This is a genomic window from Schlesneria sphaerica, from assembly GCF_044336245.1.
GTDB lineage: Bacteria > Planctomycetota > Planctomycetia > Planctomycetales > Planctomycetaceae > Schlesneria > Schlesneria sphaerica.
On record NZ_CP172346.1, the window covers coordinates 2,270,176 to 2,285,448 of the forward strand.

At 55.1% G+C, this 15,273-nt stretch carries 12 protein-coding genes; 8 read left to right on the top strand and 4 right to left on the bottom strand.

Going from position 1 to position 15,273, the window contains the following annotated elements:
- Positions 1-165: 165 nt before the first annotated feature.
- Together ACGY09_RS08345 and ACGY09_RS08350 are read left to right on the top strand one after the other, a co-directional pair.
- Complete coding sequence (locus tag ACGY09_RS08345; RefSeq protein ID WP_397571862.1) at positions 166-1,269, top strand: cis-3-hydroxy-L-proline dehydratase; 1,104 nt, start codon at positions 166-168, stop codon at positions 1,267-1,269.
- Complete coding sequence (locus ACGY09_RS08350; RefSeq protein ID WP_397571185.1) at positions 1,266-4,841, top strand: DUF885 family protein; 3,576 nt, start codon at positions 1,266-1,268, stop codon at positions 4,839-4,841. The genes ACGY09_RS08345 and ACGY09_RS08350 overlap by 4 nt, the downstream gene beginning before the upstream one ends.
- 120 nt (positions 4,842-4,961) lie before the next feature.
- On the opposite strand, the gene ACGY09_RS08355 is transcribed toward ACGY09_RS08350, so the two are convergent.
- Both ACGY09_RS08355 and ACGY09_RS08360 read right to left on the bottom strand, forming a co-directional pair.
- The gene (locus tag ACGY09_RS08355; RefSeq protein ID WP_397571186.1) at positions 4,962-6,017 is read right to left on the bottom strand and encodes a YhcG family protein; all 1,056 of its coding nucleotides are present in this window, start codon (positions 6,015-6,017) and stop codon (positions 4,962-4,964) included.
- A gap of 124 nt (positions 6,018-6,141) precedes the next feature.
- On the bottom strand, positions 6,142-6,741 hold the full coding sequence (locus ACGY09_RS08360) for an aminodeoxychorismate/anthranilate synthase component II (protein WP_373650740.1): 600 nt from the start codon (positions 6,739-6,741) through the stop codon (positions 6,142-6,144).
- A 210-nt stretch (positions 6,742-6,951) separates the two neighbouring features.
- Between ACGY09_RS08360 and ACGY09_RS08365 the strand changes: the two genes are divergently transcribed.
- Positions 6,952-7,917, top strand: coding sequence for a sugar phosphate isomerase/epimerase family protein (locus tag ACGY09_RS08365; RefSeq protein WP_397571187.1), 966 nt, complete (start codon positions 6,952-6,954; stop codon positions 7,915-7,917).
- Between the two features lie 41 nt (positions 7,918-7,958).
- On the top strand, positions 7,959-8,270 hold the full coding sequence (locus tag ACGY09_RS08370) for a Rieske (2Fe-2S) protein (protein WP_373650738.1): 312 nt from the start codon (positions 7,959-7,961) through the stop codon (positions 8,268-8,270).
- 7 nt (positions 8,271-8,277) lie between these two features.
- Here the strand turns inward: ACGY09_RS08370 and ACGY09_RS08375 are convergent.
- Positions 8,278-9,413 (bottom strand): IS630 family transposase gene (locus ACGY09_RS08375; RefSeq protein WP_397568373.1). Its coding sequence is split into 2 segments (ribosomal slippage): positions 8,278-8,984 and positions 8,984-9,413, totalling 1,137 coding nucleotides; the frame shifts between segments, so codons are not numbered across the junction.
- Between the two features lie 419 nt (positions 9,414-9,832).
- Between ACGY09_RS08375 and tal the strand changes: the two genes are divergently transcribed.
- The 4 genes from tal (at position 9,833) to ACGY09_RS08395 (ending at position 13,872) form a co-directional block, all read left to right on the top strand.
- A complete protein-coding gene (tal, locus tag ACGY09_RS08380) occupies positions 9,833-10,801 on the top strand; it encodes a transaldolase (RefSeq protein WP_397571188.1) in 969 nt (322 codons plus the stop codon).
- Positions 10,802-10,897: 96 nt separating this feature from the next.
- Positions 10,898-11,422, top strand: coding sequence for a tetratricopeptide repeat protein (locus ACGY09_RS08385; protein WP_397571189.1), 525 nt, complete (start codon positions 10,898-10,900; stop codon positions 11,420-11,422).
- Between the two features lie 7 nt (positions 11,423-11,429).
- Positions 11,430-12,182 carry a 3-deoxy-manno-octulosonate cytidylyltransferase gene (kdsB, locus tag ACGY09_RS08390; protein WP_397571190.1) on the top strand — a complete coding sequence of 251 codons (753 nt, stop codon included), beginning with the start codon at positions 11,430-11,432 and terminating at the stop codon, positions 12,180-12,182.
- Between the two features lie 79 nt (positions 12,183-12,261).
- Positions 12,262-13,872: a CTP synthase gene (locus ACGY09_RS08395; protein WP_397571191.1), complete on the top strand. Its 1,611-nt coding sequence runs from the start codon at positions 12,262-12,264 to the stop codon at positions 13,870-13,872.
- 335 nt (positions 13,873-14,207) lie between these two features.
- Here the strand turns inward: ACGY09_RS08395 and ACGY09_RS08400 are convergent, their stop codons facing one another.
- Entirely contained in the window at positions 14,208-15,173 is a 966-nt protein-coding gene (locus ACGY09_RS08400) for a dihydrodipicolinate synthase family protein (protein ID WP_397571192.1), read from the bottom strand.
- Positions 15,174-15,273: the final 100 nt, after the last annotated feature.

Genomic DNA, 15,273 nt, shown 5'->3' on the forward strand with positions numbered 1-15,273 from the left:
GAAATTCGCCGGGGCATAGCAGCCCCTTTCGCTTGCCCATCACAGGATTGCGTCCCATGATTTCCGGTTATCCATTCTTATTTCGTTCGCTCGATTCGTTCCGATCGCGTCTGGTGGCTGACATTCACCACAGACTGAACTCTTATTTCACGAGCCGCTGTGACTATGAAAATTTCGCGCATCTTCGCTCACCGGGTCGAACTTCCACTCGTTGAAGGTTCTTACAAATGGTCTGGAGGAAAGTCCGTCTCCGTCTTCGACAGTACGATTGTGGGGGTCGAAACGGATACAGGGCTGATTGGCTACGGGGAAGTCTGTCCGCTGGGTCCGTTTTATCTTCCCGCTTATGCAGAAGGAGTCCGAGCCGGGTTGAAAGAACTGGCACCGCACCTGATCGGACTGGACCCGAGGGAACTCGCTGTCATTAACCATCGGATGGACGCGGCACTCAAGGGGCATCCCTACGTCAAATCCGGCATCGATATCGCCTGCTGGGATCTCCTCGGAAAATCGACATCACTCCCGGTTTGTATGCTGATGGGAGGACGCTTCGGCGACAGCGTGCGGCTTTACCGGGCGATTTCACAGGAATCTCCCGATGCCATGGCGGTCAAGGTCGCGGGCTATCGAGAAGCAGGTTACACGCGATTTCAATTGAAAGTCGGGGGCGATCCCGACACCGATATTGAGCGGATTCGTGCGGTACGTGCGATGTTGCAACCATCAAACCGCCTGGTCGCCGATGCGAATACGGGCTGGACGCAGCACGAAGCCATCCGAGTCGTTCGAGCTGTTCGTGATATCGACGTCTATATCGAACAGCCATGTCTGACCTATGAAGAATGTCTGGCGGTGAGACGACACACAGATCATCCATTCGTCCTCGACGAAAACATTGATCACCTGAGCATGCTGCTGCGAGCCAAGGCGGATCTCGCCATGGACGTCGTGAACCTGAAAATCAGTAAGCTCGGGGGCCTCACCCGGACAAAGCAGGTTCGTGATCTCTGCGTTTCCATGGGGATCGCGATGACGCTGGAAGACAGCTGGGGCGGGGATATCACCACAGCGGCGATCGCGCATCTGGCGCACAGTACCCCGGAAGAATTTCGCTTCACCAGTACTGACTTTAACAGTTATGTAACTGTCAGCATTGCCGAGGGAGCCCCCTGTCGAGTTCAGGGAACGATGCAGGCAAGCTGTACCCCGGGACTTGGCATCACACCACGGGCCGATGTCATTGGTCCACGAATTGTGGAGGTTCGATGAGATTCCCCTTCCCCCCCCAGCCATCCGTCAGATCTCGTGGCCCCTGGTTCAGTCTCGCGATCGGAACGATCCTTCTCACGATTACAGTTCAAGTTTTCGCTGACGAGTCCCCTTCTCAAAAGGCCGAGTTTCCGCGTCCTCAATTGCAGATGATCAATGGCAGTCCCCAGACGATCGATATTTTCTGGCAGAAATCATCCACTGAAAAAGTTCCCAGCGGGACGGTCGAACCCGGCAAGGATTTGATTCTCTCTACGACCTTGGGGCATCAGTTTGAAGTCATCGGTCGCGACGACAAGGCGTCGGCTCGCGTGACGAGCGAAGTGACCTACCAGGGGTTCCGCTTCGATCCACAGGGACAAAATGGAATCCCCGCGTTCTACGAGCAGTCAGTGAGTGTCGATGGGTTTCCGATCGTGGCCTCGAGTCGGGTCAATCCCTACGCACTGAAAGAAGCCGCTTACCTCGTGAAGATGATGCTTGCCAGACGACCTGACGTGCGTGAGGCAATGATCAAAAGCGGAGCGAGAATGTGCATTATGGCGCGGGACGAGTTTACGACAGACCTGCCAGAATTCGCCCGACTCGCAGGCGAGAAGGTTCCGGACTTTGACGGAATCGCTCCCAAAGATTACTGGGACGCGCGTGCTCGCGGCCTGGGGGGAAGTGAGACCGATCCCTACTGCTCGGTCGCGGAAGAAAACCTGCTGGGTTTTCCGGGTGACCCGTACGAAGCAGAAAACATTCTGATTCATGAGTTTGCCCATAACATTCATTTGCGTGGGATGGTTAATGTCGATCCAACTTTCGACCGCCGACTGAAAGAAACCTACGACGCAGCCATGAATGCTGGCTTCTGGAAGGGGAAGTACGCGTCCGTGAACCACCATGAGTACTTCGCCGAAGGAGTCCAGTCATGGTTTGATAACAACCGCATCAATGACCACGACCACAATCATGTCAACACGCGAGAGCTACTGCTGGAATACGATCCGGGACTTGCTGCTGTGTGCCGAGAAGTCTTTGGAGAAACCGAACTCAAATACACCAAACCTGCCACTCGTCTGACGGGCCACCTGCAGGGGTACGAACCGCAGCAGGCGCCAAAGTTTGAATGGCCAAAGCGACTTCTGAACGCTCAAGCTGCGATCCGAGCCCAGGCACTCGCTCGCAATGTCGCTGCCGCAGAAACGACCGATAAAACCGTTCGCAACCTCTCAGGATGGGTCGTCCATGTGCATCCTCAGTTGCTCGTAAGCCTGCCTGCAGAGACTACGAAGGCTCTGGAACTGCTCCAGCGGCAACTCTTGGAAATTGAGCGTGTCGTCCCGCCGGGTCCTTTGGCGGAACTGAAGAAAGTCCCCCTCTGGTTCTCTCCCGAGTACCCCAACACGCCTCCCCTGGCGGAATATCACCCGGCGGCCGATTGGCTGCGAGATCATGGTCGTGACCCCGCGATGGCACAGGGAATCGAATTCACAAATATCGGCATCTTCGAGGCCGAGACCCGACGTATGCCGAACTTCGCCCTGCATGAGCTGGCTCATGCCTATCACCATCGCGTACTGAAGGACGGGTTCGAGAATTCTGTGATCCGAGAAGCGTTTGAACGGGCCCGCTCCAGTGGTGACTACGACAATGTGGAACGACAGGATGCAGAAGGCCGCAAGAGTCGCGGTCGCGCTTATGCCATGACGAACCCTCAAGAGTTTTTTGCTGAGACGACAGAGGCCTACTTCAGCCGAAACGACTTCTTTCCCTACAACGCGATCGAACTCAAGCAGCTCGATCCCCGCACCTACGACGTTTTGACCAGCGTATGGAACGTGGAACGAAAGGACGCAGACACGATGCCGACCGACGCCGACCAGACACTGGCAAGAATCTTTCAGGAATACCTGGAAGCGGATTTTACTTTTAGCCCTTTACGCGGTTCACGGCTGGGTGACCGCCGATTTGATTCGTTGCTCGACGATGTCTCTTCCGAGACCCGTCAGAAACGTTTCGGACTGACACAGGCAACACTTGACCGCCTGGCCAGAGAAATCTCCTACTCATCGCTATCGCGCGAGGGACAGGTCGATTTTGAGATCCTGCGCGACTCGTTGAAACTCGACCTTTGGCTTGAAGAGGTCGAGCGTCCCTATGAGACAGACCCCAGGATCTATACGGGACTGGCGACCGATTGTGTTTATAGCTTGCTCACCCAATCGACCCAGTCGAAAGAGTCTGCGATTACTCACGCACTGAATCGCATGCAGGCGATTCCCAGGATCCTGGTCGCGGCGCGCTCCAATCTGAAGAACCCGCCCCGAATCGTAACCGAAACGGCAATCCTTCAGAACAAGGGTGCCATCGCATTCTTCCAACAGGATCTGCTCGAGATCATCGGAAACTCGCCACAGCGGGAGGCGGTGCAGAGTGCGGCAGCAACTGTCGTCGAAGAGTTGAAACGCCACCAGAAATTCCTTGAGGACGAACTGCTTCCTCGCGCGAACGGTGAGTGGCGGCTGGGGAGAGAGAAATTTGCAAAGAAACTCGAAATGGTGCTGGATGCGGGCGTCACCGCAGATGACGTTCTCGCTGAAGCAGAGGCCAACTTGAAGTTGGTTCGTAGCGATCTGCTGCTCATCGCGAAGCTGCTCTGGGGACGCTATTTCCCCCGTCATCCATTCCCTCCCGATGATGAAGCGGGGCGGCAGTCTGCCATTCAGCAGGTCCTTCAGGAAATCGGTCGAGACCACAGCTCAGCAGAGGAACTGGCAAACGATGCTCGTGCCACCGTCCTAACCATCAAGCAGTTCATCAAAGACCGCAATCTTCTGCGACTGCCCGATCCTGACCGGTGCGAAATCATCGAGATGCCCGAATTCCAGCGGGGAAACAGCGTCGCGTTTCTGGAACCCGCCCCCCCGCTCGATCCCAATACGGCCAGCATCTATGCCATCAGCCCTCCTCCGGCAGACTGGGACCGCTCACGCGTCATCAGTTTTCTGGGTGAGTACAACCGCCAGATGCTCAAGATTCTGACAATCCACGAGGCCTATCCGGGCCACTATGTCCAGTTGGAATACGCCAACCGAAATCCGTCTCTCATACGCAAAGTTCTGGGATCCGGCGTCTACGCCGAAGGATGGGCGAACTACTGCGAGCAAATGATGCTCGATCAGGGCTATGGAGAGGGGGACCCGGCCCTGCGAATGATGCAGCTCAAATTCCGACTTCGCAGCGTCGCAAATGCCATCCTTGATCACAAGATGCACTGCACTGAAATGTCGGATGATGAGGCCCTGCGGTTCCTGACGGAAGATGCCTTCCAGGCCGAAGGGGAAGCACGACTGAAGGTCGTTCGCGCCAAACAGTCTTCGTGTCAGCTTTCAACCTATTTCGTCGGTTGTTCTGCTTTCCTCCGACTCCGCCAGCAGATCCAGCGATCGATGGGGACCGAATTCGACCTCGGACGCTATCACGAAGCCGTCATCAACGAAGCCTCTGTGCCCGTGAAATTCCTGCCGGAACTCGTAGGACGCAGCCTGAAGCTGACTGAAGATAACGCTTCCAGGAAACCGTGAGAAAAAGAGTTGGTGGCACAGGCTCCGTGGCAACCCTCGATTGGCACCAGAGAACTCGGCATCGACTGTGATGCCAGCAGTTTGGGACAGGAGCCAGTTCCACCTTCAGTCCTTAGGCTGTTAGTGATCCTCATCGCGCGCCAGACGTTCGCGGGCGATGAGGATCGAGTCGTGCAGTTTCTTTTCGAGCAATTCTCGAGGAGGAAGCTCGGTTAAATATTGAGCGACGCGGATCCCACTTTCATTCAGCCGTAAGAGTTCGACGTGCTCTTGTGACTTGTCGGCGCACAGGATCAGGCCCAGAGGAGGTTCTTCTCCCGGATGGGTGTCATGCTGCTGGAGCCAGCGTAGGTACAATTCCATCTGCCCCTTGTCAGCCGCCTGAAACTTTCCCAGCTTTAGGTCAATTGCCACCAGGCACCGCAGCCGACGGTGGTAGAACAAGAGATCCAGATAGTAATCTTCGTTGTCGACCGTGATTCGTTTCTGTCGGGCGACGAATGCGAAATCGGTCCCCATCTCCAGGATAAAAGATTCCAGCTCTCGCAAGATCGCATCTTCGACATCTTTTTCGATGTGCAGCCCCGTGAGACCCAGAAAATCCAGAAAGTAAGGGTCCCGGAAGACCAGATCGGGTGTCATGCGGTCTTCGTCCCGCAGAGCAGCGATGTCTCGGGCGATCAGTTCGTCCGGCTTTTTGCTGACAGCAGTCGGCTCATAGAGCAAATGGCCGATTTTGTGCCGCAGTGTTCGGACGCTCCACCGCTCCAGACGGCACACTTCGGCGTAGAAATCTCGCTTGAGCGGGTCTTCCAGCGGGATGAGTTCGACAAAATGACTCCAGCTCAATTGTTGCGACAGCGCCGCAACAATTTGTTCGTCGCCAAACTTCTCAGCAAAAGACATCATTCTTGAAAGGCTGTATCGAGAGAACCCATTCCCAAATTCAGCCGTCAGATGTATCGCCAGGTCCTGTACCACTTCCTTGCCGTATTCGGCACGTTCGTTTTGAAGGACCTCTTCACGAATCCGTTTTCCGATTTGCCAGTACATGATGACCAGCGTCGAATTGACCGCTCGCGCTGTCTGTTCTCTCGCGGCTTCGATCACTTGTCGAAGGTCGCCCAATAAACGAAGGCCGTATCGCTTGTCCGGTCTTCGCCTCAGCCAGCGCATTCCTCGGGGAAGTCTTCTTCGCCATGTTTGAAGGCCTTACCTGCAATCACCGGAAACCGTCGGTGACCAATTCACGGGGACAGTCAACATTGCGACCGTGATGCCAGTGAGGCCTGAAACAGCTTCACGAAGAAATTTCACCGGCAATTTTAAGGAAGTTTTTGAGCAGATCGATGCCCCCTTCGGTCAGAAAACTTTCCGGATGGAACTGGACTCCGTGGATGGGATGGACTCGGTGCCGCAAGCCCATGATTTCTCGCGGATGTCCCGGGAAGTCGGCCCAGGCCGTGACTTCGAGCTCAGGGCTCAACGTCGCTTCGGGAACATGAAGGCTGTGGTAGCGGGTTGCAGTGAAGGGATTGGGCAATCCTTCGAAGACACCTGTTCCAAGGTGATGGATCGGCGAGACCTTTCCATGCATCAGCCGTTCAGCACGCACGACCGGCGAATGAAAGACTTCGGCCATGGACTGGTGCCCGAGACACACACCCAGCGTCGGGATATGGGGGCCCAGTTGCCGGATCAGTTCCATCGAGATCCCGGCTTCGTGCGGAGTACAGGGGCCGGGCGAAACCACAATTCCGCTGGGCTTTAACGCGGCAATTTCATCGATTGTGATTTCATCGTTTCGTGCGACTCGTACATCCACTCGTGAGTCGATCTCGCCAAACCGCTGCACGAGGTTGTAAGTAAACGAATCGTAGTTATCGAGGATGAACAGCATGTCTTCATTATCGCTGGAGGGTCAAGGCTGACTGCACAACAGGGCAACATTGTCAGGGCAGTTTCCACTGGAGAGAGTGGGAAGTAAACTGACGCTCCGAGATTTTCCTTCATCGCCAACCGCGAATGCCTGACAGCGTTGTTTTGCGGGATTCGATTCTGGACAATCCGGGCCTGATTCAAAGCTCTCAAAACCGTGGAAAAGAAGCTGATGTTGACCACCTTAAATCGCAGAGAATTTCTCGGAACGACGGCCACAATCGCTGCGACCACATCGCTGCTGGCACCCGCGGTGGCATCGGCTGCTCCGGAAAATACTCAGCCTTTTCGCATTTGCCTGAATACCAGCACGATTCGCGACTGCCCTTACAAAGGGAACAAGCTCGACATTCTCGGTGCCATCGAAGTTTCGTCGAAAGCAGGATATGCCGGAATTGAGCCGTGGATTGGCGAAATTGACAACTATGTCAAATCAGGTGGTACCCTGTCTGATCTGCGAAAGCGAATCGCCGATGCGGGACTTCAGGTGGAAAGTGCGATTGGGTTTGCGGCATTTCTCGCGGAAGACGAAGCTGAGCGAAAACGTGGCCTGGAAGAAGCCAGGCGATGTATGGGACTTGTCCGGGAAATCGGTGGAGAACGTCTGGCCGCTCCTCCCGTCGGCGTGACCGATAAAACGGGGCTTGATCCATATCAACTCGCAGACCGATACCGGGCGCTCTGCGAACTGGGGCAAGCAGAAGGAGTCCTGCCTCAACTGGAACTCTGGGGCTTTTCCAAGACGTTGGCGCGACTGGGAGAAGTCGCCTTCATCGGCGTTGAAGCAGCTCATCCCAGTGCCTGTTTCCTCCTCGACGTCTACCACATTTTCAAGGGAGGCTCGAGCTTCGAGGGGCTGGCCATGTTCGCCGGATCCCGGATGCACAATTTCCACGTCAATGATTACCCGGCAACGCCCGCCCGCGACAGCATCAACGACGCCCATCGCGTCTATCCGGGTGACGGAATTGCGCCGCTCGGCATGATCTTTCGAACTTTGCGAGATGCAGGCTATCGCGGCGCCGTTTCGCTCGAACTCTTCAATCGAGACTACTGGAAGCAGGATGCTCTCGAGGTCGCACGGACGGGATTCAACAAAACAAAATCCGCGATTGAACACGCGTTCGCCAACTCTTGACTCCCCGGTTCCGGGCAATACTTGCAGAGGATCGTCTTGCTGTGAATCGACATCGGGTAGCGAACGTTTCGGATATTCCACAGGGAGAAGGGCGCGAGTTTGTGGTGGCTGGCCGGATCGTGGCCATTTTTCACGTCGAGGGACGCTTTCATGCCCTGGACGGGATCTGTCCGCATGCCGGAGGACCGCTCGCGCGCGGCGCTCTTTCCGGAACGACAGTCACCTGCCCCTGGCACGGCTGGCAGTTTGATGTGACATCAGGCCGACACTGTTTGAACGCGCAATTGAAGCATCCCTGCTTTGAAGTCATCGTCGAGGGTTCCGAACTCTACGTCGAGTTGCCTGAAGCCTAGTGCTTTGTCACATCAAAGAACGTGGGTATACGGATTTGAGTTTAGTTCGTGCATCGTCAATCTTCATTTGCCAATTCACCCCTCGTTGTGTTGAGTTCACTTGGTCAGACCAAGCCGTGGCTTCGCTCTGAAGGGTCTTGATATCAGGAAAGCGTCGACCTGAGGCACATTGTCGAGTCAGGGAACTGAGCTCGTTCTCAGCGATGTTCAGCCAACTGCCGTGTTTGGGTGTGTGGTGAAATTCGATGCGTCGGACGTATGAGCGAGCGCGGTCCGGCTCAAATGCCTCGTAGAACGCACCTTTCGTATGTGTGTTCAGATTGTCGCAGACCAGAATAATCTTTTCTGACGTCGCATATCGACCGTCGAGCAAACGAGCCATTTCCAGAGCCCAGTCGATCTTTGTTTTGGTCTGTCTGACGGTCACTTTGCGCCACCCAGCCAGAGGTTCCGTGAACATGAAAATGTTTGCAGTGCCGGCCCGTTCGTACTCGTAGTCAACCCGCTTGGCATGTTTCGTTGTCGCGGGAATCGGTGTCCGTGTTTCTTTCAAAAGTTGGACCGGTTGCTCATCCATACAGATCACCGGGCAGCCTGAATCGTAGGGTCTTGCATAAATATCCAGCACATCCTCCATGCCCGCGACAAATTCGGCGTCGGCTTCGGGAGGGATCACCCAGTACTGAATCTTGCGGTTGGTCATGCCATTTTTTTGAGTGTGCGACGGACAGTTTCGTGACTGATGGAGTCTACAATCTCCAACTCGACGACTTTACGAGCCAACAAACGCAGCGTCCAGTTCGCATAGCCTTTCGGCGGCTGTCCTAAACGCAAGGCGATGATCTTCGCCTCCTGGTTACCATCCAACAACTTCAGCGTCGCTGGCGTCTCACGCTTCGCGCCACACAAAGTTTCTTCGAAACCGCATTCCACTAATCGACGGCGAACATCTTCCACGGTCTGTGTCCGACAGTTGAACGCCTCGGCGATCTTGCGATCAGACCAGCCCGGACCTTCGACATCGGCCTTCAAGAGAATCTGAGCTCGCTTCACCTTCTGGCTCGAGCCTTTCAGCTTACCGACGACTTCTCGAAGGACCTGACGTTCTTCGTCGTTCAACCGAACAATATACTTCTTCTGCATCGCACACCTCCTTGTGCCATACAGATTCTCGCAAAATACGGATTATGGCAATCCCTGTTTCGATGGGTGACAATGCACTAGTGACTTGTGACGACAAAATTCCGCCTAGTGAGCCACTGCATCAATGTCTCTCGAAAGCGGAGTAGCTTTTCATTTTTAGAGGTGAGACAGATTACTGAGTGCCTCTGGGCGATCGTGTTGTGACAGACTGACGTTTAGTTTTGACAAGTCGATATTTGCCCTCCTCCCGTTCCCAGCGAAGAGGGAGGCTTCGCAAGTGAGACCGCTAACAGGTCGTGCGTCCTTGCGAAGTGCCTCCACATGAATTTCCTGTGATGGAATCTGTCGGTCGCAACGAGTAAAACTTGTGAAAGACTGCAGCGGAACGTTCCCTTCGCCACATTGGCAGGAGATGCACTATGTCTGGATCCGGATCGCAACTCGATCAACTTAAAAAATTCACGGTCGTTGTCGCCGACACCGGGGATTTCGAGTCGATGAAGCAGTATCAGCCACAAGATGCGACCACCAATCCGTCACTGATCCTGGCTGCCGCTTCCAAGCCGGAATATGCCTATCTTGTCGACAAAGCCGTGACAGACCGAAAGGGGTCAGGGTTATCAGGTGCACAACAGGTCGAAGACGTGATCGATCATGTCCTGGTCAATTTCGGGATCGAAATCCTGAAGATCGTACCTGGACGAGTCTCAACAGAAACCGACGCGCGACTGTCATTCGACACAATGGGAACACTCGCCAAGGCCCGGCAGTTAATTGACATCTATGAGAAAAATGGGATTTCCCGAGATCGAATCCTGATCAAAATTGCATCCACGTGGGAGGGAATTCGGGCTGCCGAAATCCTCGAACGCGAAGGAATCCACTGCAACCTGACGCTGCTCTTTTCGTTCCCGCAAGCAGTCGCCTGTGCAGAAGCGAAAGTCCGACTGATTTCTCCCTTCGTCGGTCGAATTCTTGACTGGTACAAAGCGGCAACCAAGAAGGAATACGCCCCCGCAGAAGACCCGGGAGTCCGCTCGGTGACGGAGATTTACGAGTACTACAAGAAGTTCGACTACCAGACAGAAATTATGGGAGCCAGCTTCCGCAATAAAGGTGAGATTACCGAGCTCGCCGGTTGTGATCTGTTGACCATCAGCCCCGCACTCCTCGGGGAACTTGCGGCTTCGACGGATCCCCTGCCCCGTAAACTGGACGCCAGCGCGGCGAAGTCATCGAAGTGGGAGAAGCAGACACTGGATGAAAAGAGCTTCCGCTTCCTGTTGAATGAAGACGCCATGGCGACCGAGAAAACCGCAGAAGGGATTCGGAAGTTCTCGGCGGATATTCTTAAGCTCGAGCAACTCATCGCCGGAAAACTTCGCTGATCCGTCAGCTTTGTCCTGCCGCGCGCAATCCGTTACATTGCCGCACTGTCGGGTTCCTTAACGCAAGGCAACCCCGGCCACCAGTGGTTTACTTTCATGCCCATAAATTCCTCAAAGCGTCGTGAACGTCAGATTCTGGCCGCAGAAGGCTATCTGGCGCTCAACATGCCTGACCACGCACTACGCGAGTTGGGACACATCGAAGATGTCGGCGATGAGCGATACAATGTCAGCATGCTGCATGGCGAAGCCTTGTTGATGAAAGGAGAGATGCAACCGGCGCTTGACGACTTCCGCGAAGCTCACAAGGAAAAACCGACTGAGCTGAACGCGCTGATGCGGATGGCCTGGTGCTACAAAAGAGTGGACCAGCTCCCCAAGGCGATTGACGCCATGAAGCTGGCCTATCAGTTCCACAAGGATGTTCCCGTCGTCCTGTACAATCTCGCCTGCTATTACTCGCTGGCGGGCGAAAAGTTCGAGGCCCTCTCATGGCTCGGGAGGGCGTTCCGAATGGATCGTGAACTGCTCAAACTTGTCCCCCGGGAAACAGATTTCGACCCCCTGCGAAACGATCTCGATTTTCAACACTTAATGGCATTAACGAGCAGTCAGAAGTAAAAGCATCATGAAGGTTTACGGAATCATCCCTGCCCGCTTGCACTCGACTCGCCTGCCAAGAAAGTTACTGCTGGCCGAAACGGGGCGTCCCCTGATCCAATACACGTGGAATTCGGCCTCGCAGGCTCGCAGTCTCAGCCAATTGATCGTCGCCGCAGACGATGACGAAATTGCTCGGACCGTCGCCAATTTCGGTGGACGGTCGGAAATGACCGGCGAACACCCGAGCGGTACCGACCGCATCGCTGAAGTCGCCCGCAGAAGCTGCCCCGACGGTGACATCTTCGTTAACATCCAGGGGGACGAACCCGAGATCGATCCTGCGAACATCGACGCCGTCGTCCAGGCACTGATCGATTGCTCTGATGCCGATATGGCCACCCTGGGGACACCCATGCGGTCCCTCGAACAGGTTCAGGCAACTTCCTGCGTCAAAGTTGTTACGGGTGCCGACGGCCGGGCTCTGTATTTCAGTCGCGCCCCGATCCCGTTTTGTCGGGATCGCGAAGCCGCAGAAGTCCTGGAAGCCGAGCATCCCTGGACCTTACACATTGGTATCTACGCATACCGGCGCGACTTTTTGCTCAGGCTGACGCAATTGGCTCCATCAAGACTGGAGCAACTTGAGAAACTTGAGCAATTAAGAGCGCTGGAAGCGGGTGCCCGGATCCAAGTCGCAATTGTTGAGCATCACTCAGTTGGCATCGACACACCTGAGGACTATGCTCGATTCGTCCAGAGGATGAAAGCAGCGGAATGAAGCCGGTTCTCATCGCACTCATCATTCCCCCTTTATCCATCCTTCGTTCCCCCGCCTGACCTTCCTTCAAAGTTTCATAATGACCAAGCATATTTTTGTCACTGGCGGCGTGGTAAGCTCGCTCGGTAAAGGCCTCACTTCTGCTTCAATCGGGACTATCCTCGAACGACGCGGACTCAAAGTTCGTATGCAGAAACTCGACCCGTACATCAATGTTGATCCGGGGACGATGAGCCCCTTTCAGCATGGCGAAGTCTACGTCCTGGATGACGGCTCAGAAACAGACCTCGACCTGGGACACTACGAGCGATTCACCAACAGCCCCCTGACGCGCGAGTCCAACTACACGTCCGGACGGATCTATTCCAAAGTGATCCAGAAAGAGCGTGAAGGGAAGTATCTGGGCAAGACAGTCCAGGTGGTTCCGCATATCACCGACGAAATCAAGGCCGCTGTCCGCGGTCTCGCCGGTCCTGATGTCGATGTCGTCATCACCGAACTGGGCGGCACCGTAGGCGACATTGAAGGCTTGCCGTTCTTTGAAGCCATTCGACAGCTCCCACTCGATATTGGTCGAGAAAACTGTCTGTTCATTCATTTGACGCTCGTCCCGTATCTGAAAGCGGCAAAAGAGCTCAAAACCAAACCGACCCAGCACAGCGTGCAGCAGCTGCGGCAGATCGGTATCCAACCTGACATTCTGATCGTGCGAACGGAACGCGACCTCGGTCAGGATAACGCCGACAAGATTGCCCTTTTCTGCAATCTTGAGAAACGTGCTGTTATTGTTGAACAGGACAAGGAATATTCGATCTACGAAGTTCCTTGCGGGCTGGTCGAATATGGTCTGGATAAGCTGATTCTCGAGAAACTGCACCTTCCCGCAGGCCAGTCCGAAATGGATGACTGGGAAGATCTTGTTCACCGGATCAAGAATCCGCTGCACGACGTCAACATTGCCGTGGTTGGCAAGTACATTGAACATCGCGACGCCTATAAATCGATCTACGAAGCCCTGGATCACGCCGGGTTCTCGCATTCGACCCGCGTCATCGTCAAACGGATTGAAGCCGAGTCACTCGAACAGCAGGAAGCCGCATCTGTTCTAGCAGGTATCGATGGTCTGCTCGTCCCTGGTGGATTCGGACACCGGGGAATTGAAGGGAAGATCCAGGCGGTGCGCTATGCCCGCGAACAGAACATCCCCTACTTCGGAATCTGTCTGGGGATGCAGGTTGCCGTGATCGAATACGCCCGGCACAAACTCGGTCTCGAAGATGCGGACAGCACCGAGTTCGACACAGCAACGCCTCACCCGGTGATCTGCCTGCTGGAGGACCAGCGGAACATCGAGAAGAAGGGGGCAACGATGCGCCTCGGAGCACAGCCATGCGTGCTCGCTCCTGATTCGTTGATGGCAAAGATCTACGGAACCAACGAGATCTCAGAACGTCATCGCCACCGCTACGAATTCAACCCCGAATATCGTGAACGGTTCATCGCAGGTGGGATGTCTCTCAGCGGAAACAGCCCCAGCGGCACACTTGTGGAAGCCATTGAACTTCCCGACCATCCCTGGTTCGCTGCAGTGCAGTTCCATCCAGAATTCAAATCCAAACCAAACCATCCGCATCCGATGTTTCGCAGTTTCATCGAAGCCGCACTCCTGCGACACCAGTCGCGAAAGTAACCTTCGCCGGAATCAGCGCGTAAAGCATGCGGGGAACCTTCTCAAAATATGAGGCGGTTCCCCCGCTTTGTTTACTCCCCGACCCGCGGGTAGCCAAGGTTGACGCGTCTTCGCGGCTACCTTGGCGGCGTCAGCAGCAAGAGGTTTTCCAAAGTGCGGCACCATAGCCCAAGTTCTAAATCACCCACAGGACCACACAACTGGTGCGTCGCTTGAGCCACGCTGAATCCCCCCCCGATCCTTTTCTCAGAGTCGATCCCGGTTTCCTGCTTGGTGAGCGCAACCCCCCCCGCTCAGATAGATGGAACGAAAAAATGAACCAGATCGATCCCTGGCTATGCGGAAACTTCTGCGACAAATTGTTCCAGTCGCACCTGAATTTCCTGCAGAATCTCGGTATCTGACGAGGGTCGCTGCACACTGAAGGGGTGGGTCAGATCCGTGCCAATCCACCCGCGTAAATGCAGAAACTGAGCTGCCGAGTGCTTGTATCCCGGCGACGGGTGACGGAAAGCGAAGTGCCCCAGGTACTGCAACTGGTCATTCAGCTCATAGAAGCGGCGATCCCCGTTTTCCCAAAATTTGTCACGCATCGCGAACAAATCCGGCGCGAAGGTGCTGAGTCCCAGCAGGTAGTCACTTCCGTACATGACCATATCGATGGCGAAGTCGTTCCCCGTGAAGATCACAAAGTCGGGCCGCGACTCGTTTCGTAATTGCAGTCGCTCCCATTCGGGTTCCCGACGAAATGAAGAGTGCTTGACCCCGACGCATTGAGGTATCGACATCACCCCTTCGAAAGTGGGCAAATCGTAGATTGCTCCAAACGGTGCCAGACTGGTCGTCAGCTCGAACGCCAGGAAGCGGTCACAGGCGGAAGCCAATTGCGCGTAACTCTCAACGATTCTCTCACTCGACTGACGCGTCAGCCCATAGGATTGAAAAACGATGGGCAGTCCGCCCCGGTCTTCGATGAACTCGATCTGCTGGAGATAGGCATCGCACTGGAACGCATCGCCCTCTCGATCAGCGACGAACGCTCCTGCGACGAAGGGAAGCCCTGCCAGAATGTCGTGCGTCCTGTTCAGCACGTAGTTGCGTGTCGAGTCATCGATCAAATTCACATAGCCCGTGTCCATATTGACGGCGGGAATCAGCCCCGCTTCGACAGTTCGGGAAACGTGCTGATCGAAGGCCAGCCAATCGACTTCACCCGCTTCAGTAAACGGCAGCAGGATGGCCGAGACGCCAGTGATTTTGCGCCGGGGCTGGACCAGGTTCAGGGGATCGACTGACACCATGGGAGCAATCACGAAGAGTGTCGTTAAATTCCGTTTCAAGCGGAGCGCACAAAGAAGACCGGCAGTTCCAGGTAAGATCTACTTTCAGACGTTCCGATGC

What these genes read in the sequence shown, in the direction of transcription:
- ACGY09_RS08365 (WP_397571187.1), top strand. Translation starts at nt 6,952, where the DNA reads ATGTTGACCACCTTAAATCGCAGAGAATTTCTCGGAACGACGGCCACA.
- ACGY09_RS08345 (WP_397571862.1), top strand. Translation starts at nt 166, where the DNA reads ATGAAAATTTCGCGCATCTTCGCTCACCGGGTCGAACTTCCACTCGTT.
- kdsB (WP_397571190.1), top strand. Translation starts at nt 11,430, where the DNA reads ATGAAGGTTTACGGAATCATCCCTGCCCGCTTGCACTCGACTCGCCTG.
- ACGY09_RS08400 (WP_397571192.1), bottom strand. Translation starts at nt 15,173, where the DNA reads ATGGTGTCAGTCGATCCCCTGAACCTGGTCCAGCCCCGGCGCAAAATC.
- tal (WP_397571188.1), top strand. Translation starts at nt 9,833, where the DNA reads ATGTCTGGATCCGGATCGCAACTCGATCAACTTAAAAAATTCACGGTC.
- ACGY09_RS08395 (WP_397571191.1), top strand. Translation starts at nt 12,262, where the DNA reads ATGACCAAGCATATTTTTGTCACTGGCGGCGTGGTAAGCTCGCTCGGT.
- ACGY09_RS08350 (WP_397571185.1), top strand. Translation starts at nt 1,266, where the DNA reads ATGAGATTCCCCTTCCCCCCCCAGCCATCCGTCAGATCTCGTGGCCCC.
- ACGY09_RS08360 (WP_373650740.1), bottom strand. Translation starts at nt 6,741, where the DNA reads ATGCTGTTCATCCTCGATAACTACGATTCGTTTACTTACAACCTCGTG.
- ACGY09_RS08355 (WP_397571186.1), bottom strand. Translation starts at nt 6,017, where the DNA reads ATGCGCTGGCTGAGGCGAAGACCGGACAAGCGATACGGCCTTCGTTTA.
- ACGY09_RS08385 (WP_397571189.1), top strand. Translation starts at nt 10,898, where the DNA reads ATGCCCATAAATTCCTCAAAGCGTCGTGAACGTCAGATTCTGGCCGCA.